Here is a 26,223-nt window from a genome sequence, read left to right on the forward strand (position 1 = left end):
TGACATTCCCATCCCCTAGCATGGGCGGGCAAAAATTGTCTCAGGAATTCGTGCGGCTTAGCAGCCAATGGCGGTGACCCGTGGTCGCAGGGCTGCGCCGGTGGATCAGGCCGCGAGGCCTGTCACCTGCTCCAGGGCGGTCTCCACCAACCTTGTATCCGCGCCCGGCCGGCTGGCGCCTTCGGACAGAACCCGCCGCCAATTGCGCGCCCCCGGACGGCCTGCAAACAGCCCCAGCATATGCCGGGTGATCTGATGCAACCGCGCACCTTGCGCCATCTGATCGTCGATATACCCCAGCATCTGCCCGACAACCGCGACCGGATCGGTTCCGCTGCCGCTGCCAAAAATGAGCGGATCCGCCTGTGACAGGATATCGCTGGGCTGATGATAGGCGGCGCGACCGATCATGACGCCGTCAAGGCCCCGTTCCAGATGCAGGAGCGCATCCTCCAGCCGTGCGACCCCTCCGTTGAGCGAGATATGCAGCTGCGGGAATTCCGCCTTCATCTGATGCACGATCTCGTAGTCGAGGGGCGGGATATCGCGGTTTTCCTTGGGGCTCAGCCCCTTCAACCAGGCTTTGCGCGCGTGGATCGTCACCCGCTCGCAGCCCGCCGCCGCGATCCGTTCAAGAAAGGCAGGCAGCACCTCCTTCGGGTCCTGGTCATCAACGCCAATGCGGCATTTCACCGTCACCTCGACATCGACCTTTGCCCGCATCGCAGCAACACAATCGGCCACCAGATCCGGCGTTTTCATCAGCACGGCGCCAAAGGCCCCCGACTGCACCCGGTCGCTCGGGCAGCCACAGTTGAGATTGATCTCATCATAGCCCGCCTCGGCGCCGAACACGGCAGCCTGCGCCAGCTCCTCCGGGTCAGAGCCGCCCAGTTGCAGCGCCACCGGATGCTCTTCGGCACTGAAGTCCAATAGATGCAACGCCCCGCCCCGCACCAAGGCAGGTGCCGTTACCATCTCGGTATAAAGCAGCGCCTCACGGCTCAGCAGCCGGTGCAGATACCGGCAATGGCGGTCGGTCCAGTCCATCATGGGAGCCACGGAAAGACGCGCCGCGTTCCGAACTTCGGAAAACCTTTTTTCTTCTTGGTTTTTCGAGTTTTCCATTGTCACCGTTTCCCTCGATCTGGCCCGATTCAGCCCCGTTATCGGGTGCGGCGCTACAGACTGTAGCACCGACGGCGCCGTGTAGCACTGTTTCAACCCCAAGTTCCAGCACCCGCCTGCAAGCGCTGCTAAGCCAATGCCCCCATCTGTTCTGCCCCTGACGACGATAGCGGACTGATCAGCTGGGGCCGATCAAATGGATTGGGCGCGTTCTGGAAACAGTCCGGGTTTTCTAGAAAAATTTAGCTAAACATTGACCATCATTATTAACCATTTCCGGGCAATTTGGCCCGATTTTCTCCATAAATCTATTGATGACCTGCTTTCGTGCTAGACGATTTGAAATCCGTTAATTCACGATTTCCGTTGTGCGAAGGAAAGATGATGCCAGTAAATCCGGTGAACCCCGTCAGAGGAACAGTCAACGCAGACACGATCATGGGCACGGCGGGCGCGGATACGCTCGTTGGGCTGGGGGGCGACGACAGCCTGATCGGAGATGCGGGCAATGATTCACTTGTCGGCGGCAGCGGGAATGACACGCTGCGGGGGGGGCACGGCGACGATACCCTCATAGGCGGTGACGGCGATGACGAAATCGAGGGGCTATACGGCAATGATGTGATCGACACAGGCGCGGGCAATGACCATGTTTTTGGCCGCGACGGTGATGATCTTATCTTTGGGCGCAGTGGTGACGACCATCTGATTGGCAGCATTGGCACCGACACTGTCTATGGCGGCGACGGCAATGACGTGCTGGCCGGCAGCCAGGGCAATGATGAGATCCATGGCGGGAACGGAAACGACATCGCGTTCATCGGTACGTTCGAAGACTCCGACCGGATTTTCATGGATGCGGGCGATGATATTGTCGATGGCGCCCTGGCCGGTTCGTCGTTTTATGCAGAAGGCGGCTCGGGCAGCGACACGATGACCGCAGGTGTTGGCAACGACACGCTGCTGGGCGGCAGCGGTGATGACCTGCTGAGCGGCGGCAGCGGCAATGACCTGCTTTCCGGTGGCGGCGACAGCGATACAATTTCCGGCGGGGATGGCGACGATATCTTTCTGATCCAAGACGTGCCGGGCCGCCTGTTGATCACCGATTTCGGCGCAAATGGCGCTGCGGATATGATCGATCTGTCGGAGCTGACTGGCTATGGTTCAGCGGAGGCGGTGTCGTCCGGCATGACCTTCGGCCCCTATCAGACCACGTTGAACCTCAATGTCACCGGTGGGGAGCTCGTGATCACGATCCAGCATGAAACACCCCTGACAGCGGCGGATCTTGGGCTGTCTGGCGCCTTGACCGGTACCGACACCGGCGAAGGTCCGACCGAATTCGGCGGCGGTGATACCGGCAGCGGTGGCACAGGCCCCGACACACCTCCGCCTGATGTCGACACAGGCACAGGCACAGGCGGAACTGGCGGAACTGGCGTCACCTATACGCTGGCCGGGCAGGACGCTGCGATATTCGTGGTTGATCCTGACACTGGCGATGTCTCCTATCAGGATTGGTTCACGCCAAATTACGAAGAGGTCTGGGACCTGGACCGGGACCATATCTATGAAATCTCTGTCATCGGGACCGATGCGAATGGTGCCGAAGTCAGCCAGCAGAATCTGGAACTGGTTGTCAGCGAAACCGGTGCCACCTGGCAGGACGCCACTGGCGACATCCCCAATCCTGGCAACGGCGGCTCGGATCAGCAAGACCCCGGTGCAGGCGTCTGGGAGGGGGAAAACGCTGCCGGTGTAACCTACACGCTGACGGGGCACGACGCCGCGATATTCCTGGTTGATCCTGACAGCGGCGATGTCTCCTATCAGAGCTGGTTCACGCCAAATTACGAAGAGGTCTGGGATCTGGACCGGGACCATATCTATGAAATCTCCGTCATCGGGACTGATCCGAATGGTGCCGAAGTCAGCCAGCAGGACCTGGAACTGGTTGTCAGCGAAACCGGTGCCATCTGGCAGGAAGTCGGAGGAGACACCTCCGATCCTGACGACGGTGTTACCGACCCGGGTGATCCAGTGCTGGAGACGGATTACCTCAATGGCGATGCCGATGATGAGCTGTTGACCACCTTTGATGCGTTGGCCGACCGGTATCTTGACGCACGGGGTCATGCCACAGCGCCGATTTTCAATGGCTCGGTTGACTGGCATTCCAGCGTGCATGCCCATCTGGCCAATGTTGCGGCCTATGAGGCCACAGGTGATCAAGCCGGGTTGCAGGCCTTTGCCGATGACCGTTTTTCCGCCGAGGACGTACAGGGCGAAATCGACCTCACCCATAACGACCCTTATGGCTGGGCGTGGCTGCTGAAACTCGACACCAAGCTTCAGGACAATGGCATCGACAACCTGGCACCTGCCGGTGATCATTTTGCCGCCGAACTGGAGGCCCGTCTGTCCCAACGCATTGAAGCCGGAACTTCCGATGCGGGTACGGGCTCCTACGGTGATGCAAACTGGCAGATCGCAAATCTGATCCAATACGCCCAGCATCAGAACGATGCGCCGGCTGAAGCGCGTTACATGCAGATGTTTGAGCAAATTCAGTCGGATACGAATGTATCCGGGGAGACGGAAATTGATGAGGGCGATTTCTTTTCGTCGCTTTCGCTCTCGGCCTATGCCCATGTGATTGCGGGAGAAACAGATACGGCGCTGTTTGACGACATCCATGCCCAGATGTTGCAGAGCGTCACCGATGGTTCGCTTGAAGACCTGCTGGATACCGAAGGTGCACGTCTGGATGCGGGGGTCGGGTTTTCGCATTCGGCTGGTATCGCGATCTCTTCGGCCTATGGCTATTGGGCGATGTTTGCCGAAACAGAGAACCCGGCCTTTTATCATGCCTATTCGAATGTTGTGGAATGGACCGAAACTTATGCTGCGGAAATGGGCGCCAACATCGGGCCTGGCCATTGGCTGCCGAACTTCGCGTCTTTTGCAGCCGACCTGCCGACGCAGCTGCCGGTGGCTGACCCGGATGGCAGCCTGACCACGCAGATTGATGACTGGGTGCCCGGCGCCGGCGGCGATGGTGCAGATATCCTGATCGGCGGCAATGACAATGATCTGCTTTCCGGAGGGGCGGGCGATGATCTGCTGGACGGCCAGGGCGGCAAGGATACCCTGGACGGCGGCACTGGCGATGACACCCTGCGTGCCGGTTTTGACGATGGCACCGGCGATGTCTTTATCGGTGGCGCGGGCAGAGATACCTATGACATCGCAAATTCCGATGTCAGCGTTTATGGGTTCAATATCGATCTCCGGGATGGCACGGATCAATACGGCAATACCTACTCGGGTATCGAGAACATTCTGGGCAGCGATACGAATGATCGGTTGCTTGGCAACGGCTCGCGCAACTATCTGCATGGCGGCAATGGCAATGACACGCTTTCCGGGCGGTATGGCGCTGATGTGCTCGACGGAGGCAACGGCAAGGACATCCTGCGGGGCGGCCACGGCAACGACACGTTGCGCGCGGGTTTTGACGACGGAACCGGCGACGTGTTTGATGGTGGCGCGGGGAGCGATACCTATGACATCGCGAATTCAGATGTTCGCGGCTATGGCTTCAACATTGATCTCAACACGGGAACGGATCAGTACCACAACAGCTACACCCGCATTGAAAACATTCTGGGCGGCACCGCCGATGACACATTGCGTGGCGACGATGCGGACAACTACCTGAATGGCGGCGACGGCGATGATATCCTCAATGGCCGCGCGGGTGACGATGTTCTGACCGGCGGCGCTGGGAACGACGTCTTTGCCGTGACGGCGGATACCGGGTCAGTGCAGATCACCGACTTTGGGCAAAACGGCGACGCTGATCAGATTGATGTCTCTGCTCTGACTTCTTTCTTCGCCGATCCCCAAGCCCTGATGGCAGCCTTGAGCCATTCCGACGGGCAGACCAGTTTCAATATTGAGCTTGATGAGGGAACCAGACTGGTGACGATCCAGTCCGATCAGGAGCTTGAGGAAGAAGACTTCATCTTCTGATCGGGAGAATGGCAGGCAGGGTTCGAAAGCTGCTGCGGTCGCTGTAGGCGCCGCACCCTGCCTGCGTCCAGGCGGCTGATCGGTCAGATCAGCGGGCGCGTTTCGGGTTTTTCCAGATCGACAAGCGCCAGGTCTGCCAGCGCCTGAAGATCCGTGATCGACAAGAGCCCGTTCTGCCATTCGGCAAGGCCCGCATCCCGCAGCACCTTAAGCCGCTTGTTGGTGTGGACCAGCGACAGACCAAGGGCATCCGCCAGATCCTGCTGACGATAGGCCAGCGGAACCGTATTGCCGACCTCAAGACCGACAGCGCGCAGCCGCAGGTAGATTTTCACCAGCGCCCAGGCAATCCGCTGCGAAGCGTCGCGCTGCCCGAGCGAAGCGATGGTCTCGCCGAGGAAATGCTCCTCCACGGCGGCGATCCAGGTCAGATCATAGGCCCGCGCCGGGTTCTGTTCAAACAGGCGAAAGGTCTCGGACCGGCGAAACACGCAGAGCGTCATTGCTGTTGTGGCCTCGACCGAATGTTTCATCTCCCCCATAAGACCGGCCTGCAAACCGATGAAATCACCAGGAAAAATAAAGTTTATCACCTGCCGACGGCCATTCTCCAACGTGGTGTAGCGGGTCCCCATCCCTTTTAGCACGGTGTAGAGCTGCGGGCTGTTTGACCCTTCCAGCAGGATCGTGGTGCCCGGATCGACAACCAGTTCGCCGGTCTTGAACCCTTGGGTAAACGCCAGCTCCTGCTCCGTCATCGGCGTGAACACATCACGATGCCGCAGGGGACAATCTTTGCAATCGGTGGTCGACACTGGATTATTCCCTAAATGGTATGTCACAGATTAATGCGAGCAGGCTGAATTCGGCGCAGAATGCACGAAACGAAGGTCTATCAGCTTATGCAAGACGATGTTCCGGTCAATACGACCGCTGCGGAAACCCCAATTTATATCATTGCAACACAGGATCATCTGACCACCTGCGATATCTCAGATACAATTCATGAATGCGAGACCAACGCCGAGGTGCTGTGCCATCCGTCGATCGACGCGGCCATGCCGGATATCTGCAAGAGCAACACTCTGGCCGTGGTCTTTGCCGAGGTCGGCAGTGCACAGATCGACCAGCTGAAACTGGACGAGATCATTGCGGCGCGGTCTGGCACATTGGTTCTGATGGGCACCCGGGCTGAGGCTGAACTGGAGCTTGCCGACATAGGCACCTACCCCTGGCCCGTGCTGTTTCGCCCGTTTTCGGCGTCAATGATCAAGAGCTGGCTGACGCCGCGGCGCAAGGGGGCCAGGAAACCTGCCGGGAACAATTCGCAAGCTGAAACGTTGTCTCCTCATCTGCGGATCGTGGACTAACCTTTTGGAGGAGAGAGAGAATGCTTGGTTGGGCAATTACATTTCTGGTCGTGGCGCTGATCGCGGCCCTACTCGGATTTGGCGGCATCGCCGGGGCATCGGCAGGCATCGCCAAGATCCTGTTCTTCATATTCCTGGTGCTGTTCGTCGTGGCCATGGTCATGCGCGCACTCAAGGGTAAGCCGCCGGTCTAAACGCCGTCTGGCCAAATGCCGCCGGTTTTAGCCCCGCATGGGTCGGCATCTCATGACCTGATAGCCGGTGTTACATGTCTTGGCGCGCCAATGCCCATTCTGGGTCAGCGGCGCGCCGTTTTTGCTTTTGCACGCGGCTGCTCAGCCGGCCGCCTTGCCGGGAAGATATCCACCGATTTCCGCACTCGCCTGTTCCCACTCGGCCATGAGGGGCATCAGATCGGGCATGGCGTCCATCTCCGAATGTTCAAGCGTCAGCAGGGCCTCCCGCAGCGCGGTAAAGCCCAGCACCGCGGCGGAACCAGCGAGCCTGTGTGCCTCCTGCCGGTGCGCCTGCCCCAGCTCATCTGCCGCGCGCAGATCGGTCAGGAACTGATCGACCTCGTCACTGTAGCCGTGCAGGAACTGCGCCCCACGTTCAGCACCAAGCGCATGAAAAAATTGCGTTATGTCCGATTGCCCCTCGGCTGGCTGCGGTGCAGGCTGCGCCATGGGCATTTGGCTGGGAGGCGCGGCAGGCAGCTGTGCGGGCGGCTGTCCGGCGACCTCTTTTGCGGCGCTGCGTTGCATTCTGGCGCGGCGTGAAATCACCTCTGCCAATGCCTGCTTGCTCACCGGCTTGGTGACCACTTCGGCAAGCCCGCCTGCCAGGATCCGTGCGTGATCCTGCTGCCCGACATGGGCCGTCAGCGCGACAATCTGCGTGCCCTCCGCCAGCGCCTCGGCGCGGATGCGGCGGGTGGCCTCGATCCCGTCTACTTCAGGCATGCTGATGTCCATCAGGATCAGATCAAAATCCTCGCGCCGTGCGGCCTCCACCCCTTCGGCGCCCCCCTCAGCCAGCACCACCTCATGCCCAAGCGTGATCAGCATCCGTTCGACAAGAATGCGATTGATTTCATTGTCTTCGACCACAAGGATCCGCGCGCACTGTGCCTCATCCGCGGCTGTATCGCCGGGCTGCGGAGACGTCTGTGCCGCATTCGCAATCAGCGGCGTATCGGGGGTCGCCTGACCGATCCGCCCGCGCCCGTCCGAGGCCGGCAGTGGCAGCGAAATGGTGAACAGGCTGCCCTCCCCCAGCTCACTTTCGCAGGTGATCTCGCCCCCCATCGACACCACGATACGACGGGTGATCGCAAGACCCAGACCGGTGCCTTCGCTGCTGCGCGCATAGCTGGCGTCCAGCCGGATGAAATCTTCAAAGATCCGGTCCAGATCATGCTCAGCGATGCCGGCCCCGGTGTCGGCAATGCAGATCTCCACGGTATCGCTGCCCCTCACCCGCAGCACGTCGATTGACACCGCGCCATCGGTGGTGAACTGCAACGCGTTTTCAACAAGGTTGACCAGCACCTTCTTCAGAGCGACGGGGCGGCCGAGGACTTCGTCACAGGGGCCAAGGCTGCAATGCAGGCTGAGATCGTTGCGGCCGCGGCGCGCCACGGCCTGATGGGAATCGACCAGTTCCTGCACCAGATCGCAAAGATCGAAGATGCGCTGATGTTCATATTCGACGCCGGTTTCCAGGTGTGACAGCTGCAGGACGTCGTTGACATGGGCCATCAGGCGATCGCCGGAGTCGCGGATCGCCGACAGGTATTCACGCTGATCAGCGGTGAGCGGCGTGCCGTCCAGCAGCTCAACCGCGCCCAGAACACCGGTAAGCGGCGTCCGCATTTCGTGGCTCATCACCGTGAGGAGATCCGCCTTTGCCCGTTCACCGGCCAGCGCCTCATCGCGGGCGCGCGTCAGCGCCTCCTCCGCAGCGATGCGGTCAGAAATATCGCGCAGGTAGCTGACAAAGACGGTTTCTTCTGCCGACTGGCTGGCCGTAATCGACAGCTCCACCGGAAAGACCTCGCCGGATTTACGCTTTGCTTCCAGCTGGATACGCCCCTGCCCGATGACCTTGGGCGTCGCCCCGGACCGATAGGCCTGCATGCCCTGCTCATGGGCGTCGCGCAGGTGATCGGGGACAATCAGATCCGCCATATCGGCGCCCGTAGCCTCGCCCCGCGAATAGCCAAAGATCGTCTCGGCGGCGCCGTTGACCTCCTGAATGCGCCCGTCGTCACCAACCACCAGAATGGCATCCAGCGATGATGTGATCATGGCGCGCATCCGGCTGACGGCAAAGCGTGTGCGCTCCGCCAGCCGCTTGCCGCGCTGGTAAAGCCGTCCCATCATCAATGCCGTCAGCCCCAGCGCCACACAGAGCGCGAGGACCACCCACGCCAGCCGTGACAGGATCGCAAAGAGGTTGAGGCGTTTTTCCTCGGTTGTGCGGGCATGTTCCGTCAACCCGGCCAGCGCCAGAACACGCAGATCGGCGCGATTGTCCCGCAGCATGTCCCGCACCTGGGGCAGCCCGAACAGGAGCGCCTCATCCGGGCCGTCGATATAGGTGATCAGCCGGTCGATCCGCGACATGACCCGCGCCAGAACCCGGGCGTTTTCGGGTTCGTCCCGCACCGGTTTGAAGGTGCGGCTTTCGCGGATGGTGGCGACCCGGCTGTAGAGGATGTCGAATTCGCGGCGGACCTGAGACAGATCCTGCTCACTCCGGGCGGAGAGCACCGCGTTTTCCAGTTTCAGCTGTTCGATTTCGGCCTGTGACAGGGTCCATTGCAGGCTGTCGGTGGCGGCGGTTGACAGGCCATCCAGACGCACCAGCACCTCGCGCCCCAGCCGAACGGACTGCACCGCGAGCAAGGCGAGAACCAAGCCCACGGTGATGAGGACGCTGCGCGACAGCAGAGGGTTTTCCCTGAGCCGCACCTATGAAAGACCTGTGCCTATGCCTGTTCGGGTCATTCGCCTATCGTGATCTCCTCAAGCTGCCAGATGCTGCGGGAATAAACCGCCTCAGTACGGTAGGTCGGATCGCTGTCGTAGGGGTAGACAATCCACAACGGGCCCTTGTCGCGGACCGACATTGTTGCGCCATTGCGCTCGTAGGCGACCATTGGCCCGCCATTGGTGGCGTCTGAAACCGGAATCTCCACGGCATAATCGTTGATTGCCCGTGCCACGACGACACCGGCCTGATGTTGATCCACACCGACATGGGCCAGCAACGCAGCCAGGCTGACACCGGTAAAGGCCTGTTCGCCGGAGGTCCAGATGGTACGGGTATCGAACTGGGCGACCGGCAGGCTGCGCAGTTCATCCATCGAGAATACGAACTGCTGCGTATCGCCGCCGTTCTGGGGTTTGACGGCAACGGTCAGAACCGTCTCGCCGGATTGGGACGCCCGGGCGTCCTGAGGGGCCAGACCGCAGAGCAATGTGACCGCTGCAAGCAGGGCTACAATGTGGAGGTGCCAGTATTTCATCGCGTCTATCCTTTTGCCTGTGCCATTCCGCCGATTGCGGCCCCGCTACCGGGTGATGCACATTCTTGATCTGGGTCGAACCTGTCACAAACCGCCGTCCAGAGCATCTGTTCCTGCGGATAGACTGCTATTCTTTGGTATAGGATTCGTAACCAGCGCTGCATTTTTTTGGCAATTCCGGCCGATTTTATGCCTCGACGGCCGCAATGATGCGGGGAATACCTGCCTGTACAAAGTCCGGGTAACATCAAAAGGCGCCCCTGCACGCGCTGCGGTTGCGTGGAATTGACTTTTTATCAACCAAATTGAGGGTATGCTGACGTTCAGGCCGGTACTTTGCAGGAGCTTACATGCGTATTCTATTGGCGGACGACCACGACATGGTGCGTGAAACCATTTCCGCTTATCTGACATCAGAAGGCGGCGCGGCAGTAACCTCGACCGTCGATCTGCCTGGCGCGCTGAGCGAGATCGAAGAGAACGGCCCCTATGATCTGGTCCTGCTGGATTACAATATGCCAGGAATGCAGGGGCTGGATGGTTTGGGAACGGCGCTGAAGGCCAATGGCGGCAAGGGGGTTGCGATCATCTCCGGCAGCGCGCCGACCCGGACTGCTCAGGAGGCTCTGGATGCCGGGGCGATTGGCTTCATTCCCAAAACCATGGGCGCCCAATCGCTGCTGAACGCGGTCCGCTTCATGAGTGCCGGCGAAATCTATGTGCCCGTTGAATTGATGCGCAAGGAGGCCGAGGCCCCTGCCCATCCGCTTGCCGAAAAACTCAGCCCGCGCGAGATCGAGGTTCTGGACGGGCTGTGCCGCGGCCTGTCGAACAAGGAAATCGCCCGCGAGCTTGAGTTGCAGGAGGTGACGATCAAGCTGCATGTGCGCACGCTGTGCCGCAAGCTGGAGGCCAAGAACCGCACCCAGGCCGCTCTCACCGCGAAGGAAGCAGGCCTGTTCTAAGGGCTGCGTTGACGGGCAGCTCTCGGCGCCACAAATGACTGCGCCTTTATGTGGGCATGACCGCTGGATCCATCTTGAAGGGGCTGCGATGGGTGGGGCCTGTGGTTGGTGAAACGTATTCGGTGAAAACTGTTGGCTCTGCCCAGCGAGGTCGGCCTGTCGTGAGACGCCGCAGGCGTGCAGAGCTGTGTCTGGGTCCGCGTCTATGTCGGAGCTGGATCGGTGTCCGGCTATGGATCGGTGTCCGGGTCTGAGCCGTAGGTCTGTGTCGCAGGGCTGTTGATCCCGAAACCGATGCGACGAATCGTGTCCGCCCGATCTGCCAGGAGGTGGAAAGCCGCCTTCGGCAGCTGCCACTTGTTGCGGCGCCCATCCTGCGAGTAGGCGCCTGCGACGGCCCCGGTACAGCTGCGACCTCAGCCGGTGGCCACCTATGCGGTGGTCGATTACATGACGTGGCCGACCACTTGACGTGACCTGGCTGCATCGCGGCTGGCCTTTGCACTCAGAAAACCGGCGCGCGCCTAAGGTACGATGGCCCAGCGGATCAGCGCCGCGACACAGGCCAGCACCCCGACGCTGGCACACCAGATGACCGCAAACCACAGCAGCCGCCCCAGCGGGTGATGCCTGACCTTTGCTTCGGGACTGGCGCTGCCGCGGGGTGTGGTTGACCCCTCAGGAGGCTGTTCGGACGTGCTCAATGATAGCCCTCCTCCGGGTTGATCTTGCCGCGAAATACCCAATAGGCATAGGCGGTATAGGCCAGGATCAGAGGCACCAGCACCACCGCGCCGACCAGCGTGAACATCAGGCTTTCATCCGGGGCGGCGGCCTCGGCGATGGTCAGACCCGGCGGCACGATGAACGGGTAGAAGCTGATGCCAATGCCGATGAAACCCAGCACAAAGAGCCCAAGTGCTGCCAGAAACGGCTGGGCGTCGCGCGCGCCCTTCAGCCCCTGAAACAGCGCGTAGCTGCACGCCACAACCAGCCCCGGTACCAACAGGCTGAACAGGCTGCCCGGCAGGTTGAACCAGCGGCGGAAATACTCCGGGTCCTGAAACGGGGTGAGCAGGCTGACCAGCGCAATTGCCGCTAATGTGACGACGCCGAGCCAGCGCGTATAGCCGCGCATCTGATGCTGTAGATCACCCTCGGTCTTCATGTAGAGCCAGGTCGCACCAAGCAGCGCATAGCCGGTCAGCACTGCCAGGCCGGTGATCAGCGAAAACGGGGTCAGCCAGTCCCACCAGCCGCCTGCGTAGGCGCGGCCCTCGATCTCGATCCCCTGTACCAGGGCGCCCAGCGCGATGCCCTGCATGATCGCCGCCACAACAGAGCCGCCAAAGAACGCGACGTCCCAGACGCCACGCCAGCGGGTGGTGCGCCAGCGGTATTCAAAGGCGACACCGCGAAACACCAGCGCCAGCAACATCAGGGTGATCGGCATGTAGAGCGCTGGCATGATCACCGCATAGGCCAGCGGGAACACCGCAAACAGCCCGCCGCCGCCCAGCACCAGCCAGGTTTCATTGCCATCCCAGACCGGGGCGATGGAGTTCATCATGGTGGCCCGATCGCGTTCGGAACCGGCGAAGGGGAACAGGATCCCGACGCCAAGGTCAAACCCGTCGAGCACAACATAGGTCAGCACCGCAAAGGCGATGATCCCGGCCCAGATAAAGGAGAGTTCAAACAGCATAGCGAGGACCTTTGTCAGTTGCCTTGTGGGGTGGGTTGATCGGTGACATCGGGATCGACCTGCTGCGCCGGAGTGATCCCTGCGGCCCGGATCGGCCCGTCGCGCAGCCCCAAGTTCCGGGTGGCAGGTACTTTGTTCATCATCCGCAGGATGTAGAAAGTTCCGGCGCCGAAGATGAAGAAATAGACCACGATGAAGGCCGTGAGTGAAGCGGCGACTGCCGGCGCTGCCACCGGTGCCAGACTGTCGGACGTGCGCAGTAGCCCGTAGACGGTGAAGGGCTGCCGCCCGACCTCTGTGGTGATCCAGCCGGCCAGAACCGCAACAAAGCCCATCGGTGCCATCAGGATCGAGGCCCGCTGGAGCCCGCGGTTTTCATAGAGCTGCCCGCGCAGACGCCCCCAGAGCGACCAGAGCGCAAGGCCGAGCATGGCAAAGCCAAGGCCGACCATGACCCGGAAGCTCCAGAAGACGATGGCCACCGGCGGCTCATCTTCATCGGGGATCGTATCGAGCCCTGCCAGCGGTGCGTTCAGGTCATGTTTCAGGATCAGGCTGGAGAGTTTGGGGATTTCAATGGCATAGTCGACTGTCTTGGTCTCGGCATTGGGCAGACCAAAGAGGATGAGCGGGGCGCCGTCGGGATGGCTGTCAAAATGGCCTTCCATGGCCATCACCTTGGCGGGCTGGTGTTCCAATGTGTTCAGCCCGTGCATATCGCCGGCCACGATCTGCATCGGCGCCACCAGAACCAGCATCCACATCGCCATGGAGAACATCCGCCGCGCCGCCACATCGGTCTTGTCGCGCAACAGGTGCAGACTGCCGACACCGCCCACCACCAGTGCCGTGGTCAGGAAGGCCGCCAGCACCATATGCACCAGACGATAGGGGAAGGACGGATTGAAGACGATCTGCCACCAGTCCTGCGGTACGAATTGGCCCACCTCGTTGATGGCATAGCCCGCCGGCGTCTGCATCCAGCTGTTCACGCTCAGGATCCAGGTGGCCGACATCAGCGTGCCAAAGGCCACCATGGCGGTTGCAAACATATGCAGCCCATCGCCGACGCGGGCACGGCCAAACAGCATGATCCCGAGAAACCCGGCCTCCAGGAAAAACGCCGAAAGCACCTCATAGGCCATCAGCGGCCCGAGCACCGGGCCGGTCTTGTCCGAGAACACCGACCAGTTGGTGCCAAACTGGTAAGACATCACGATGCCCGAGACGACCCCCATGCCAAAGGCAACGGCGAAGATCTTTTTCCAGTATTCGAACAGCGTGTAATAGGTGTCGTCCCGGGTCCGCAGCCACAGCGCGTTCAGCACCGCGAGGTAGCTGGCAAGCCCGATGGAAAACGCCGGGAAGATGATGTGAAACGAGACGGTGAACGCAAATTGCATGCGTGCCAGTGTCTCGGCTGTCAGCCCATCGAACATATCTGGTCACTTTCCTAGAAACTGCGCCGCCCGCCTCGGTCTGGCCTGCCGGACAGTGCCGGAGCGAGCGATCCATTGGCACAGAAGTTAGTACGTGGTGGAGAAGTTGCAGGTGGCAGAAAGCCGCAGCGCGGCGACAGGTCTCAGTTATTCCAAGCCTATTCCGCTATGCTAGGCCTCGCGCAGCCACGCGGCAAGCGCGGGTTCAGGACCATCAGGGGCGGATTTACCTGCCGGTTCCCCCGCCCCCACCAGACCGGACCTGCGGAGCGCGGGCGGCGGCACATTGGCGCAGGCAGAAACGGAGATGCAGATATGACCGAGGCACAGGCCCCCTGGATAGAGCGCTTTCCCGGCTTGGCCCGACTGGATGACGAGACCAGGGCGCATATTCTCGCGCAGTCGTCTCAGTTGAGCCTGCCCCGGGGCACGGTGATCTTTGGCCCCGGCAAATCCCCGGAAAACATGCTGTTCCTGCTGGATGGCACCGTACGGGTGCAGCAGGTTTCCGAGACGGGCCGCGAGATCCTGCTGTATCGGATCAACGCGGGCGAAAGCTGCGTGCTGACCACCGCCTGCCTGCTGGCCTATGAGGACTATGCAGCAGAGGGTATTGCCGAAACCGCAGTAACCGCAGCCATCCTGCCCCGTGCAGTGTTTGACGCCCTGGTCGCCGCCTCTGCGGATTTTCGCAGCTTTGTGTTTTCGGCCTTCTCCAAACGGATTACCGATCTGTTTCTGGTGATCGACGAGGTCGCGTTTCAGCGCGTCGATGTGCGACTGGCACAGGCGCTGCTGGATCTGGCCGCGGCTGGCGATCACCTCGCCGTGACCCATCAACAGCTGGCGGTCGATCTGGGCACCGCGCGCGAGGTGGTCTCGCGGCAGATCCAGGAGTTCCAGCGTCGCGGCTGGGTGCAACTGGCACGCGGCCGTGTCGATATCCTCGACCGCGCGGCATTGCAGCGGCTGGCTGCGGGTGGCGCGCAGCAAGGGTGACTTAGTCACAGACATCTGCGCAGAACCGGCGTTTTCTGGTGGGAGACATCGCAAAGGAGTGACCAGATGACCAGAAACATAGGTACGCTTGACCGGGCCATTCGGCTGATGCTCGGTGTTGGGCTGATCGCCGCCCCCTTTCTCAGTGATTATGCCATCTTTGCCGCAGGCTGGGCGAAACTGCTGTCGGTGGCGCTTGGCAGTGTCATGCTGCTGGTGGCGCTGACGCGCAGCTGCCCGATCTATACGATTCTTGGCCTGCGCAGCTGTCGGCGCTGACAGGTTGCGGCGCGCGGCGCTGTCGCGTCCTGCGCGCCCTTGACCCGACGTGGTGATCACTGTTCAACATCATGCCAAGCGCCCTGACCGCCAAACGCTACCGAACCGCCCCCCGGTCCGGTGTCACGCGAAGAAAGACCTGAATGCCTCCTCTGCTGATCCGCTATGTGCCGCTGCTGACCTGGGGGCGGGCGTATAGCCGCCTGAACCTCACCAATGATCTGATCGCTGCGGTGATCGTGACGATCATGCTGATCCCGCAATCGCTGGCCTATGCCCTGCTGGCCGGATTGCCGCCCGAGGCCGGGCTATATGCCTCTATCGTGCCGATCCTGCTTTATGCGGTGTTTGGCACCAGCCGGGCGCTGGCCGTCGGACCTGTGGCGGTGGTCTCGCTGATGACGGCCGCCAGCCTGAGCGAGATCGCAGCGCAGGGCAGCATCGGCTACGGGGTTGCAGCACTGTCGCTGGCGGCGCTATCCGGCGCGATCCTGTTGGCGATGGGGCTGCTGCGGCTTGGGTTTCTGGCCAATTTCCTGTCACATCCGGTGATTGCCGGTTTTATCACCGCCTCCGGCGTGTTGATCGCCACCAGCCAGATCAAACATGTGCTGGGGGTGAATGCCGACGGGCACACGCTGCCCGAACTGCTCCTGTCGCTGGCACAGAACCTGTCTGAGCTGAACTGGCCGACGGCACTGATCGGGGTTGGGGCGACGGGGTTTCTGGTCTGGGTCCGGCATGGGCTGAACCCCGCCCTGCGTGCGCTTGGGGTCAGCGCACCGCTGGCCGGCTTCCTGACCAAGGCCGGACCGGTCGCCGCCGTGATTGCCACGACGCTTGCGGTCTGGGGGCTGGATCTGGCGGAGCGCGGGGTCAGAATTGTCGGGGCCGTCCCACAGGCGCTGCCGCCCTTCACCCTGCCGGATCTGTCGTATGAGCTGCTGGCGCAGCTCATACTGCCGGCGGTGCTGATCTCGGTCATTGGATTTGTCGAATCCATCTCCGTGGCGCAGACCCTGGCGGCGAAACGGCGCCAGCGTATTGACCCGGATCAGGAGCTGATCGGCCTTGGCAGCGCCAATCTCGGCGCGGCCTTTACCGGTGGTTTCCCGGTGACGGGGGGATTTTCCCGCTCCGTCGTGAATTTTGATGCCGGCGCCGAAACCCCGGCTGCGGGGGCGTTTACCGCCATCGGGCTGGCCATTGCCGCCGTTGCGCTGACACCGCTGATCTACTTCCTGCCAAAAGCGACCCTGGCGGCGACCATCATCACGGCGGTTCTTGGATTGGTCGATTTCTCCATCCTGCGGCGGAGCTGGGCCTATTCGAAGGCGGATTTTGCCGCAGTGCTGGCCACCATCGCGCTGACCCTGCTGCTGGGGGTCGAGGCCGGGGTCACCGCCGGGGTGCTGCTGTCGATCCTGCTGCATCTTTACAAATCCTCGCGCCCGCATATTGCCGAGGTCGGGCGGGTGCCGGGCACCGAGCATTTCCGCAATGTCCTGCGTCACGAGGTGGAAACCCACCCCAGCCTGCTGACGCTGCGGGTGGATGAGAGCCTGTTTTTCGCCAATGCGCGATTTCTGGAGGACTGCATTCACCGGCGGGTCGCCGATGATCCGCAGATCGACCATGTGGTGCTGCAATGCTCAGCGATCAATGACATTGACCTGAGCGCGCTGGACTCGCTGGAGGAGATCATGCACCGGCTGTCGGAGATGGGGGTCACCCTGCATCTGTCGGAGGTCAAAGGACCGGTGATGGACCGATTGCGGCGCGGCGATTTTCTGACGCATCTGAGCGGTCAGGTCTTCCTCAGTCAGCACGACGCGGTAGAAGCCCTATGCCCGAAAGATGCGGCCATGCGAATCTCAGTCCCCGGGCTGCACGGCGGATAATCTGGTGCTGGACACAGACAGCGGGCCGCTGACTGTCGCGGCCTGCTGTTCGGCGGTTAGCTATCCGCGGATTGCGACCGGCGAGAGGTTTTCGCGCCGCTCTGATCGGGTCAGGCAACCACCTGGACAAACTTGCGCTTCGACATCTTGGCACTGCGGGCCGGGGCCACTTCGACCAAGCGCAGCGGACGGATACCGATATTGTCGATTCGCTGGATTTCGCCACCGCTGGTGAGGCTCTGATCACGCCAGACCATCCGCACCCGCTCATCCGAGGTCACCATCGCGGAGCCTTCGACCACCCGCCAGTAGGTGCCAAGGGTCGCAACAGACAGCGGCAGGCTCTGCCCCGGCAAGACGGTCAGATGTTTGACAATGTGATGAGCGCCGGTGTCGAGGGTCTCGCTGCGGCCCCAGCTCTCGGTTTCGGTTTCGCTGCTGTTGCGGGAGGCGCCCTCGCTCAGCTGATCGGCGTACCAGCTGGCCAGGCTCGCAGCGTCACTGACACCGGTTGCGGTCTGGGTCATCTCGGCGGGGCCCTGCGCGCCATCCTTGCGGCTGTGCGGCATGGTCTTGCACCAGGTCGCCTCGCCCGAGACGCTGCCGGCCAACCAAGCCTCCCACTCGGCGTCGCTGGCAACTTCCGGTTCCACCTGCCAGGCCGACATCTCGTCCCAACCTGCATCCATTTCGACCACGGACAAGCGCGCGGCATGGCACAGGATCGCGCTTTCGAAGGTGCTGCTGCGGGCCCGACGGTAGCTGTCGGCATCAAGCGCGAGGATCCCGTCGACTTTCATACCGCGGGTGGCGGCAGCCTTTGCGGGCATCAGAATGCGGGCGGCGTGTTTCTTGTATGCGGCCATCAAAGTGTCGAGCCGCGCCAGATAGATACCAGTGCTCCAGAGTTTGGCGGCAGGCTGATCACGCCAGCCATCAAAGGCCGGGTTGCGCTGATCGAGGAAGCTGCTGACCGGGGTGGCGCCTTCTGAGTTGAGGCTGCGTGCACATTCGATATAGCCGTGGCTGCGGCAGGCGCGATCGGTCTGCACGCCGAGCATCACGATATCGCCGTTCTGGGCCGCCTGCATCCCCTGAGCCAGAGCATCCTGAAGCTGATCCGCATCGTCAAAATCCTGATCCGCAGGCAGGATCAGCACCAGGCTGTCGGCAGCCGCCTTCAGGCTGTGCAGCGCTGCAATTGTGCCGGCAGCGGTTTTGGTGGCGCCCGGCTCCAGCAGCAGCTGGCCCGCGACCTTCATCGCCTCCATCTGGGTGGCCGCCACCTCGGCAAAAGCGCCGCAGGTGAGCACGGTCGGGGCGTGGAACTCGGCAGTGGCAACGGCCGACAGCAAGGTCTGGAAGCGGCTTTGGACACCGGCAGCATCCTCAAAGTGCATCGGCACCATGTCGGCGCCATTGGTGACATCGGCGTCTGTGGCTCCGGCGAGAACGATGGGATAGATCATGCTGCATTCCTTTCGGCGTATCGTGGCGTGTCTGGCTTGAACCAGGGATGGCGTGTTGATCTCACACTAGGGAAGTCGGTGCTTGCGATCTTCTATCCAGTGGGCGTTTTGAAGCGCGAAAAAGGATAGTACCCGCACAACCTTAGCGTTGGGCCTTGGCACAATTCATCATAGAAATGTTTCAAATTTCCTTAAAATACGGTCGTGACAGGCAGAGATGCCTTGAGTATGTTCCCGATATGTCCGCATCTGCCTCCACCCCTGTGTCGTCGATCCGCAATCTCGGCCCCGCCTTTGAAGAGGCCTGTCGCAAGGCAGGGATCACCTCGGCCGAGGCGCTGCGCGCCCTGGGGGCAGATGCCGCCTACACCCGCCTGCTGGAGGCTGGCAACAGACCGCATTTCATCGGCTATTATGTTCTGGTGATGGCGCTTCAGGGACGGCCCTGGAACGACTGCAAGGGGGCGGAGAAGGCGGCGCTGCGCAAGCGGTTCGATGCGCTGAAGGCGGGCAGTTTCGATGCCAATCGCTCGGCTCTGGAGCGGGCGCTGGACGAGATCGGCGTGATCGAACGGCGCTGAATCCGGGAACATTTGCCGAATGATGCGCGTTGTCCTCGCAACAGCAACCGCACATCCGGGAGAATTCTCATGGATCTTATCCGTATCATCGCCGCCGTCATCCTGCCCCCGCTGGGCGTCTTTCTACAGGTCGGTCTGGGCAAGCATTTCTGGCTGAACATCCTGCTGACCCTGCTTGGCTACATTCCGGGTATCGTCCATGCCGTCTGGGTCATCGCGCGGGAGCCGCAGCATGCCTAACCTGCAGATCCCGCAGGAAGACCGCCTGCAATCGCTTGAGCGGCTGGCCCATGGGATGGACCGCGCATTTCGCCTGCCGGTGATCGGCACGCGGATCGGCTGGGACAGTATTCTGGGGCTGGTCCCCGGCGTCGGCGACGCGCTGGCGCTGGCGCCTGCGGGGTATATCGTGCTCTCGGGCTATCGCATGGGGGCCTCATCCGGGACATTGGCGCGGATGGTCGGCAACATCGGCATCGACGCGCTGATCGGCACCGTGCCCCTGATCGGTGACATTTTCGACATCGGCTGGAAGGCCAACCTGCGCAATGTTGCCCTGCTGAGGCGGCATCTCGAAAAAAAGACGATGGCGGGCGAGCCTCTGGCCAAACGGCTGGCCCGCAGAGGGTTCGACCATATCAACGCCCCAACCCGCAGAACACTGAAGGCCGCCCGTGATCTGCCGCGTCGGCTGCACGCGGGCCGCGCGCGCCCGGCCGCAGAGCCGCGCCACGGCTGATCGCTGCCGCTTACTGGCATCATGACCATGTGATACCCGTGACCGCAAGAAAAAGGCCGCGCCGGATGATCCGGAGCGGCCTTTTCAAATTTTAGTCAGGCTGAAACAGCGGTGGCTTAGCCGACCAGCTCCAGACCGGAGAAGAAATAGGCGATTTCAACCGCTGCGGTTTCCGGTGCGTCGGACCCGTGAACGGAGTTTTCGCCGACGGATTCGGCGAATTCGGCGCGGATGGTGCCGGGAGCCGCGTCTGCGGGGTTGGTCGCGCCCATGATTTCGCGGTTTTTCGCGATGGCGTTTTCACCTTCCAGAACCTGCACAACAACCGGCTCGGAGGACATGAATTCGCAGAGTTCGTCGTAGAAGGGACGCTCAGCGTGGACAGCGTAGAACACGCCGGCCTGCTCTTTGGTCATGTGGATGCGCTTCTGCGCGACGATGCGCAGACCTGCGTCTTCGAACTTCGCGTTGATCTTGCCGGTCAGGTTGCGACGGGTTGCATCGGGTTTGATGATCGAAAAGGTACGTTCCAGAGCCATTTGGCATACTCCTGCAATTTGGGTCGCGGGATGGACCTCCCGGGACCGGAAACTTCGCGCGCCGCCTAGCATGGCTTGCGCGCCATGGGAAGGGGGTTGTTGCACTGCCGCTGCCCCGTGCGGGCCATCGGCGCGCCAAAGTAGCAGGCCAGAGTCGCGACATATATGTCCGTTCGGACGCATCGCGGCACGCTTTGGCCCATTGGACGCCCCGAGGCCAATTGACAGCACCGGGTCACTGGGTCACACCGCTGCCATGTTACGTATCAGCGATATCTCCTATGCGGTCGAAGGCCGTCTATTGTTCGATGGCGCCAGCGCCACGATCCCCACAGGCCACAAGGTCGGATTGGTGGGCCGCAACGGCACCGGCAAGACCACCCTGTTCCGCCTCATCCGCAATGAGCTCTCGCTGGAATCCGGCAGCATCTCGCTGCCCAGCCGGTCGCGCATTGGCGGTGTCGCGCAGGAGGCGCCAGCCTCGGGTGTGTCGCTGATCGATACGGTGCTGGCCGCCGATACCGAGCGCGCCGAGCTGCTGGCGGAGGCCGAGACCGCACAGGATCCGGGCCGGATTGCCGAAATCCAGACCCGCCTTGCCGATATCGACGCCTGGTCCGCCGAAGCGCGCGCCGCCTCGATCCTGAAGGGGCTGGGGTTTGACTATGAGGCGCAGCAGCGCCCCTGTTCGGATTTCTCCGGTGGCTGGCGGATGCGGGTCGCGCTGGCGGCGGTGCTGTTTTCGCAGCCCGATCTGCTGCTGCTCGATGAGCCGACCAACTATCTGGACCTGGAAGGCGCACTGTGGCTGGAGGCCTATCTGGTCAAGTATCCGCACACCGTGATCATCATCAGCCACGACCGCGAGCTGCTGAACCGCTCAGTGAATGGCATCCTGCATCTCGAAGATCTCGGGCTGACGTTTTATTCCGGCAACTATGATCAGTTTGCCCGCCAGCGCGCTGCCAACCGCGCCAATCAGGCGGCACAGGCCAAGAAGCAGGACGCCCGCCGGGCGCATTTGCAGGCCTTTGTCGACCGGTTCAAGGCCAAGGCAAGCAAGGCCAAACAGGCGCAGAGCCGCGTCAAGATGCTGGAGAAGATGGAGACCATCCGCGCGCCCGAAGACGCCGCGCGCACAGTCTTCACCTTTCCCGAACCCGAAGAACTGTCGCCGCCGATCATCGCCACCGAGGGCGCATCGGTGGGCTATGACGGCACCACGATCCTGAGTCGGCTGGACCTGCGGATTGATCAGGACGACCGCATTGCGCTTCTGGGCAAAAACGGTGAGGGCAAATCCACCCTCTCCAAGATGCTGTCGGGCCGGCTGGATGTAATGACGGGCAAGATGACCCAGTCCAGCAAGCTGCGGATCGGCTTCTTTGCCCAGCATCAGGTCGATGAGCTGCATATTGACGAAACCCCGTTGCAGCATCTGCAACGCGAACGCCCCAATGAGGGCCAGGCCCGTCTGCGCGCAAGGCTGGCAGGCTTTGGTCTCGGGTCGGATCAGGCGGATACCGAGGTCGGGCGCCTCTCTGGTGGGCAAAAGGCGCGTCTGTCGCTGCTGCTGGCCACCCTGCCCGCGCCGCATCTGCTGATCCTCGACGAGCCGACCAACCACCTGGATATCGAAAGCCGCGAGGCGCTGGTGGAGGCGCTGACCGCCTATTCCGGCGCGGTCATTCTGGTCAGCCACGATATGCACCTGCTCAGCCTTGTTGCCGACCGGCTGTGGCTGGTCTCCGGCGGCACGGTGAAACCCTATGAGGGCGATCTGCCCTCCTACCGCGATCTGCTGCTTACACGGGACAAACCGGCGGGCAAATCCAAGGCCAAGGCGGAAAAGCCCAAACGCCCGTCGCGCGATGCGCTACAGGCGCTGCGCGCCGAGGTGCGCAAAGGCGAGGCACGGCTGGAGAAGGTCAGCGAAATGCGCGACAAACTGGCCAAGAAACTGGCCGATCCTGCCCTCTATGACGAAGATCGCAAGGATGAGGCGCTGGTCTGGCAGCGCAAATACGCCGAGGTGATGGAGGCGCAGGACCGGGCAGAGGATCTGTGGCTGAAGGCGGTTGAAAAACTGGAAAAGGCAGAAGCGCTATGATCGATACCGCCTTTTTGATCACCTCCTTTGTGACGCTGTTCGTGATTGTCGATCCGATTGGATTGACGCCGATCTTTCTGGCGCTGACCCAGGGCATGACGCCAGCGCAGCGGCGGGCGATTGCCCTGCGCTCCACCATCACCGCTGCGGTGCTGCTGGCGGTGTTTGCGGCCTTTGGCGAGGCGGTGCTGGGGTTTGCCGGGATTTCCATGGCCGCCTTTCGCATCGCCGGCGGCGTTCTGCTGTTCCTGACCGCGCTCGACATGTTGTTTGAACGTCGCAACAAGCGGCGCGAGGACCGCAGCGAGGAAGATGACTTTGACGATCCCTCGGTCTTTCCACTGGCGATCCCGCTGATTGCCGGGCCGGGCTCAATTGCCACGGTGATCCTGCTGACCGGTCAGCAGCCGGGGTTTGCCGGATTTGCCATGGTGATGGCGGTGGTCTTTGCAGTGCTGAGCATCCTGTTGCTGATGTGCCTGTTCTCCGGCCTGTTTGAACGGCTGCTGGGCAAGACCGGCATTACTGTTGTGACACGGCTGCTGGGGATGCTGCTGGCCGCGCTGTCGGTGCAATTCGTGCTGGACGGGTTGCAGGCCTTTGGATTTGCCGGGGGCTGAGCCTCTCGAAACTTTCCGGGTGCCTCCCCATATTGAGGGGAGAGATCGGCGCAAGGCAGGAGAAACAGGTTGGACGGCATCGAAACTCCACGATTGATCTATCTGGTGTTGCTGCTGGTCGCGGTTGGCTCCTGGGTGTTTGTGCAGAACCGGCAGGGGCTGGGCAAAACCGTGCAGCAGCTGGCGATCTGGGCGTTCATCTTTCTTGGCGTGATAGCCGGTTACGGCCTGTGGGAGGACATCCGCAGCACGGTGCAGCCGCAGCAGGTGGTGATGCGCGACGAGGGGCGCGTGGATGTGCCGCGTGCGCGCGACGGGCATTATTATCTGACCGTCGATGTCAACGAGGTGCCGGTGCGCTTCCTGGTCGATACCGGCGCCAGCGCCGTGGTGCTGAACGGTGAAGATGCCCGACGGGTTGGCATTGATCCCGAAAGCCTTGCCTATCTGGGGCGGGCGCGCACCGCCAATGGCGAGGTGCGCACTGCGCTGGCCACGGTCAAGAGCATGTCGCTGGGCGGCATCACTGACCGCGATATCACGCTTTCGGTGAACGAGGGGCAGATGGATCAGTCGCTCCTGGGGATGGATTACCTGCAACGCTGGTCCAGCATAGAGATCCGCAACGGATCGCTGATCCTGACGCGCTGAGGCCAGCGCCGCCCCCCCTTCGCGGGTTGATACCTAGGCGGTTTTCTCGGCCTTTTTCTCCCAGCGCCCGCTCTCTTCGGACCAATATTGCGCTGAGCATCCCGCATCGGTGAGGGATTTCCACTGCACCCGTGCGCGGGCCACCGCGTCCGGGTTGGTGCCGTCAAACAGAATGCAGACCCGCTCCAGCGCGGCAACCTCCTCCGCCGTGACCTCGGCGCCATCCACCGCCATCAGGCAGCTGGTACCGGGCACCGGCGTCGTCTCATGGCTGAGCAGAACGGGCTGAAGCGCATCATGGGGGCCGCCGAGAATACCATGCGGAAGAAACTGATCCTCCGGCCCAAGCCATAGCCGTTCGTCCAGCTGCGTGATCCGCTGCCGGTCCACCCCGCGCACGACAATGCGCCACCCGGCGCCAAGCGCCTTGTCGAGGAGGACCGGCAGCGTCTCTTCAAGCGAACGCCGGGTCAGATGGTAGAAATAGGCCGCCCCCATGGTCTGTATCTCTGCCTGTCTCAGTCCGTCTCGAACATATTCTGCACCAGCCGGTTCAACGCCATGACGCCCCAGCCGGTCGCGCCTTTGGGGGCGTAGTCGGTGTCTGTCTTGACCGAGGCGACGCCTGCGATATCCAGATGGATCCAGGGGGTGTCTTCCTTGACGAAACGTTGCAGGAACTGCGCGGCGGTGATCGACCCGGCCGGGCGGCCACCGATGTTCTTCATGTCGGCAATGCGCGATTTCAGCATGTCGTCATAGGCCTTGCCCAGAGGCATCCGCCAGGCGCCCTCGCCCTCGGCTTCGGCGGCTTTCAGGAAGCGGTTGCAGAAGGTGTCGTCATTGGAGAAGACGCCCGCGTTTTCATGGCCAAGGCCGATAATAATGGCGCCAGTCAGGGTGGCGAGGTCGATCATGCCCACCGGTTTGAAGCGCTCCTGCGCGTACCACATCACGTCGCAGAGAACCAAGCGCCCCTCGGCGTCGGTATTGATCACCTCGACGGTGTCACCCTTCATGGATCTGATGACATCGCCCGGGCGGGTCGCATTGCCAGACGGCATGTTCTCGACCAGCCCGACAAGACCGACCACATTGGCTTTCGCCTTGCGCAGGGCCAGCGCCCGCATGGTGCCCGCAACAACGCCTGCACCGCCCATATCCATGGTCATGTCTTCCATGCCCGCGCCCGGTTTCAGCGAGATGCCGCCAGTGTCAAACACCACGCCCTTGCCCACCAGCGCCAGCGGTGCGGCATCGGTTTCGCCGCCGTTCCACTGCATCACCACCACTTTCGACGGGCTGTCGGACCCCTGCCCCACGCAGAGCAGCGTCCGCATGCCCAGCTCTTCCAGCTGGTCCTCGTCGAGCACCTCAACCTTCAGTCCGAGGCTTTCCATCTCCGCCAGCCGATTGGCAAATTCTGTAGTGGTCAGCACATTGGCAGGCTCATTGACCAGATCGCGGGTCATGTGGACACCTTCGGCCACGGCTGCCAGCGGGCCATAGGCGGCCTCGACATCGGCGGGGGATTTATGGGCGATCACCACCTCAGCGTCGGAGGGGGCCTTGTCGCCGGTCTTGTGATCGTCAAAGCGATAGTCGCGCAGCGCCATCCCCAGCGCCAGATCCGCAGCGCGTGGCATGGAGCCTGCCATCACCGTCACCGATTTTCCATCGCTGCGCGCGGCCAGCTTGGCGCCGGCCTTGCGCGCCTCGATCGCGCTGATCTTGCGCGGGGTGACCAGAATATCCAGCGCCTCGGCTTTCATGCCAGCGGGCCAGGCCAGCGAAATCACATCGCCCGCCTTGGTCTTCTCAAAACCCTTTGCTTCAACAAGACGTGCCAGCGCCCCTTTGGTCAGCCGGTTTGCCGTGCGCGCTGCCTGCCCCAATGTCCCCTCCGGGGTGATCTGAACCACCACACGGCCCTCAATCTCGGAGAGGGTCTTGGGATCAAATTCGACAAAACGTGTAGGGGTCAGCGGACGCATGTGCGGGGCTCCTGTCAGGGTCAATTCCTCAATCCCCAACAGGTAGCCTGCCTGTGCGACAATGACTAGGGCCAGATATGGTTTGACCGCCGTCGAAGGATGCGCCGAACGCGCTAGCGGGCGGCCACCGGCCGACTGTCGCGCGTCCGCAGAATGCAGTTTTC

24 protein-coding genes are annotated in these 26,223 nt (G+C 61.9%); 13 read left to right on the forward strand and 11 right to left on the reverse strand.

Annotated features, from left to right (window positions below):
• Positions 1–105: 105 nt before the first annotated feature.
• On the reverse strand, positions 106–1,128 hold the full coding sequence (dusA, locus tag VXL81_RS16675) for a tRNA dihydrouridine(20/20a) synthase DusA (RefSeq protein WP_416555253.1): 1,023 nt from the start codon (positions 1,126–1,128) through the stop codon (positions 106–108).
• A gap of 381 nt (positions 1,129–1,509) precedes the next feature.
• Between dusA and VXL81_RS16680 the strand changes: the two genes are divergently transcribed.
• Positions 1,510–5,166 (forward strand): DUF2891 family protein, encoded by a 3,657-nt coding sequence (locus tag VXL81_RS16680; protein WP_416555255.1) that lies wholly within the window; start codon positions 1,510–1,512, stop codon positions 5,164–5,166.
• An 83-nt stretch (positions 5,167–5,249) separates the two neighbouring features.
• Here VXL81_RS16680 and VXL81_RS16685 read toward each other — a convergent pair whose 3' ends face one another.
• Positions 5,250–5,924 carry a Crp/Fnr family transcriptional regulator gene (locus VXL81_RS16685; protein ID WP_416534243.1) on the reverse strand — a complete coding sequence of 225 codons (675 nt, stop codon included), beginning with the start codon at positions 5,922–5,924 and terminating at the stop codon, positions 5,250–5,252.
• 144 nt (positions 5,925–6,068) lie between these two features.
• On the opposite strand from VXL81_RS16685, the gene VXL81_RS16690 reads away from it, so the two are divergent.
• On the forward strand, positions 6,069–6,536 hold the full coding sequence (locus tag VXL81_RS16690) for a hypothetical protein (protein WP_416555257.1): 468 nt from the start codon (positions 6,069–6,071) through the stop codon (positions 6,534–6,536).
• Between the two features lie 20 nt (positions 6,537–6,556).
• Complete coding sequence (locus VXL81_RS16695; RefSeq protein ID WP_340545865.1) at positions 6,557–6,730, forward strand: DUF1328 domain-containing protein; 174 nt, start codon at positions 6,557–6,559, stop codon at positions 6,728–6,730.
• Positions 6,731–6,871: 141 nt separating this feature from the next.
• Here the strand turns inward: VXL81_RS16695 and VXL81_RS16700 are convergent, their stop codons facing one another.
• Positions 6,872–9,511: an ATP-binding protein gene (locus VXL81_RS16700; protein ID WP_416555259.1), complete on the reverse strand. Its 2,640-nt coding sequence runs from the start codon at positions 9,509–9,511 to the stop codon at positions 6,872–6,874.
• Positions 9,512–9,543: 32 nt separating this feature from the next.
• Entirely contained in the window at positions 9,544–10,068 is a 525-nt protein-coding gene (locus tag VXL81_RS16705) for a molybdopterin-dependent oxidoreductase (protein WP_340545867.1), read from the reverse strand.
• Between the two features lie 350 nt (positions 10,069–10,418).
• Here VXL81_RS16705 and VXL81_RS16710 point away from each other — a divergent pair, with 350 nt between their 5' ends.
• Entirely contained in the window at positions 10,419–11,033 is a 615-nt protein-coding gene (locus VXL81_RS16710) for a response regulator transcription factor (protein WP_340545868.1), read from the forward strand.
• Positions 11,034–11,557: 524 nt separating this feature from the next.
• Here the strand turns inward: VXL81_RS16710 and VXL81_RS16715 are convergent.
• From VXL81_RS16715 to VXL81_RS16725, 3 genes are read right to left on the reverse strand one after another with little or no spacing between them, the layout of a single operon-like run.
• Positions 11,558–11,737, reverse strand: coding sequence for a hypothetical protein (locus VXL81_RS16715; protein ID WP_416555261.1), 180 nt, complete (start codon positions 11,735–11,737; stop codon positions 11,558–11,560).
• Positions 11,734–12,738 carry a cytochrome d ubiquinol oxidase subunit II gene (gene cydB / locus VXL81_RS16720; RefSeq protein ID WP_416546155.1) on the reverse strand — a complete coding sequence of 335 codons (1,005 nt, stop codon included), beginning with the start codon at positions 12,736–12,738 and terminating at the stop codon, positions 11,734–11,736. Before cydB ends, VXL81_RS16715 begins: the two co-directional genes overlap by 4 nt.
• Positions 12,739–12,752: 14 nt before the next feature.
• The gene (locus tag VXL81_RS16725; protein WP_416555263.1) at positions 12,753–14,177 is read right to left on the reverse strand and encodes a cytochrome ubiquinol oxidase subunit I; all 1,425 of its coding nucleotides are present in this window, start codon (positions 14,175–14,177) and stop codon (positions 12,753–12,755) included.
• 315 nt (positions 14,178–14,492) lie between these two features.
• On the opposite strand from VXL81_RS16725, the gene VXL81_RS16730 reads away from it, so the two are divergent.
• The 3 genes from VXL81_RS16730 (at position 14,493) to VXL81_RS16740 (ending at position 17,356) form a co-directional block, all read left to right on the forward strand.
• The gene (locus VXL81_RS16730; protein ID WP_416555265.1) at positions 14,493–15,176 is read left to right on the forward strand and encodes a Crp/Fnr family transcriptional regulator; all 684 of its coding nucleotides are present in this window, start codon (positions 14,493–14,495) and stop codon (positions 15,174–15,176) included.
• Between the two features lie 66 nt (positions 15,177–15,242).
• On the forward strand, positions 15,243–15,455 hold the full coding sequence (locus VXL81_RS16735; RefSeq protein WP_340545873.1) for a DUF2892 domain-containing protein: 213 nt from the start codon (positions 15,243–15,245) through the stop codon (positions 15,453–15,455).
• 143 nt (positions 15,456–15,598) lie between these two features.
• Positions 15,599–17,356, forward strand: a complete 1,758-nt coding sequence (locus VXL81_RS16740) for a SulP family inorganic anion transporter (RefSeq protein WP_416555267.1) — start codon at positions 15,599–15,601, stop codon at positions 17,354–17,356.
• 110 nt (positions 17,357–17,466) lie between these two features.
• Here the strand turns inward: VXL81_RS16740 and VXL81_RS16745 are convergent, their stop codons facing one another.
• Positions 17,467–18,825, reverse strand: a complete 1,359-nt coding sequence (locus VXL81_RS16745; protein WP_416555269.1) for an alginate biosynthesis protein — start codon at positions 18,823–18,825, stop codon at positions 17,467–17,469.
• A 239-nt stretch (positions 18,826–19,064) separates the two neighbouring features.
• Here VXL81_RS16745 and VXL81_RS16750 point away from each other — a divergent pair, with 239 nt between their 5' ends.
• The 3 genes from VXL81_RS16750 to VXL81_RS16760 all read left to right on the forward strand — a co-directional run bounded on the left by VXL81_RS16750 (position 19,065) and on the right by VXL81_RS16760 (position 20,145).
• The gene (locus VXL81_RS16750) at positions 19,065–19,406 is read left to right on the forward strand and encodes a TfoX/Sxy family protein (protein ID WP_416534210.1); all 342 of its coding nucleotides are present in this window, start codon (positions 19,065–19,067) and stop codon (positions 19,404–19,406) included.
• A 69-nt stretch (positions 19,407–19,475) separates the two neighbouring features.
• On the forward strand, positions 19,476–19,646 hold the full coding sequence (locus VXL81_RS16755) for a YqaE/Pmp3 family membrane protein (RefSeq protein ID WP_014874958.1): 171 nt from the start codon (positions 19,476–19,478) through the stop codon (positions 19,644–19,646).
• Positions 19,639–20,145 (forward strand): DUF4112 domain-containing protein, encoded by a 507-nt coding sequence (locus VXL81_RS16760; RefSeq protein WP_340545876.1) that lies wholly within the window; start codon positions 19,639–19,641, stop codon positions 20,143–20,145. The genes VXL81_RS16755 and VXL81_RS16760 overlap by 8 nt, the downstream gene beginning before the upstream one ends.
• A 116-nt stretch (positions 20,146–20,261) precedes the next feature.
• Here the strand turns inward: VXL81_RS16760 and ndk are convergent, their stop codons facing one another.
• Positions 20,262–20,684, reverse strand: a complete 423-nt coding sequence (gene ndk, locus VXL81_RS16765) for a nucleoside-diphosphate kinase (protein ID WP_340545877.1) — start codon at positions 20,682–20,684, stop codon at positions 20,262–20,264.
• Between the two features lie 256 nt (positions 20,685–20,940).
• Here ndk and VXL81_RS16770 point away from each other — a divergent pair, with 256 nt between their 5' ends.
• The 3 genes from VXL81_RS16770 to VXL81_RS16780 all read left to right on the forward strand — a co-directional run bounded on the left by VXL81_RS16770 (position 20,941) and on the right by VXL81_RS16780 (position 24,065).
• Entirely contained in the window at positions 20,941–22,794 is a 1,854-nt protein-coding gene (locus tag VXL81_RS16770) for an ABC-F family ATP-binding cassette domain-containing protein (RefSeq protein WP_340545878.1), read from the forward strand.
• Positions 22,791–23,414, forward strand: coding sequence for a MarC family protein (locus VXL81_RS16775; RefSeq protein WP_340545879.1), 624 nt, complete (start codon positions 22,791–22,793; stop codon positions 23,412–23,414). The genes VXL81_RS16770 and VXL81_RS16775 overlap by 4 nt, the downstream gene beginning before the upstream one ends.
• Positions 23,415–23,483: 69 nt before the next feature.
• Entirely contained in the window at positions 23,484–24,065 is a 582-nt protein-coding gene (locus tag VXL81_RS16780; RefSeq protein ID WP_416542149.1) for a retropepsin-like aspartic protease family protein, read from the forward strand.
• Positions 24,066–24,098: 33 nt separating this feature from the next.
• Here VXL81_RS16780 and VXL81_RS16785 read toward each other — a convergent pair whose 3' ends face one another.
• Together VXL81_RS16785 and VXL81_RS16790 are read right to left on the reverse strand one after the other, a co-directional pair.
• Complete coding sequence (locus VXL81_RS16785) at positions 24,099–24,563, reverse strand: DNA polymerase III subunit chi (protein WP_416555271.1); 465 nt, start codon at positions 24,561–24,563, stop codon at positions 24,099–24,101.
• Positions 24,564–24,583: 20 nt separating this feature from the next.
• The gene (locus VXL81_RS16790) at positions 24,584–26,059 is read right to left on the reverse strand and encodes a leucyl aminopeptidase (protein ID WP_416555273.1); all 1,476 of its coding nucleotides are present in this window, start codon (positions 26,057–26,059) and stop codon (positions 24,584–24,586) included.
• Positions 26,060–26,223: the final 164 nt, after the last annotated feature.

The organism is Phaeobacter sp. JH204B (assembly GCF_048055755.1).
GTDB lineage: Bacteria > Pseudomonadota > Alphaproteobacteria > Rhodobacterales > Rhodobacteraceae > Phaeobacter > Phaeobacter bryozoorum.